This is a genomic window from Erwinia persicina (genome assembly GCF_014838825.1).
Lineage (GTDB): Bacteria > Pseudomonadota > Gammaproteobacteria > Enterobacterales > Enterobacteriaceae > Erwinia > Erwinia persicina_A.
The window spans coordinates 1-394 of record NZ_JACYMO010000046.1; the positions used below are offsets into that span (position 1 = coordinate 1).

General features: G+C 56.9%; 1 pseudogene. It reads right to left on the reverse strand.

From position 1 onward, the window contains the following. Positions 1-394: pseudogene (locus IFU29_RS22255) on the reverse strand (IS3 family transposase); the annotation flags it as partial.

Consider the following 394-nt stretch of genomic DNA (forward strand, 5'->3'; position numbering starts at 1 on the left):
ATAGATACGGTAAACCCGCTTGTGGTTAACACAAAGACCTTCACGCCGCAGAAGCTGCCAGATACGCCGATAACCAAAACGGCGGCGTTCAAGTGCCAGCTCTGTGATGCGTAGAGACAGCTGCGCGTCAGCAGCCGGACGCTGAACCGAATAACGGCAGGTTGACAGGGACAGGCCTGCCAGCATGCAGGCACGACGTTGCGACAGACCCGTAGCCTCGCACATAACTTCCACGGCTTCCCGCTTCTGGTCTGTCGTCAGTACTTTCGCCCAAGAGCCACCTGAAGCGCCTCCTTATCCAGCATGGCTTCAGCAAGCAGCTTCTTGAGTCTGGCGTTCTCTTCCTCAAGCGACTTCAGGCGCTTAACCTCAGGCACCTCCATACCGCCATACT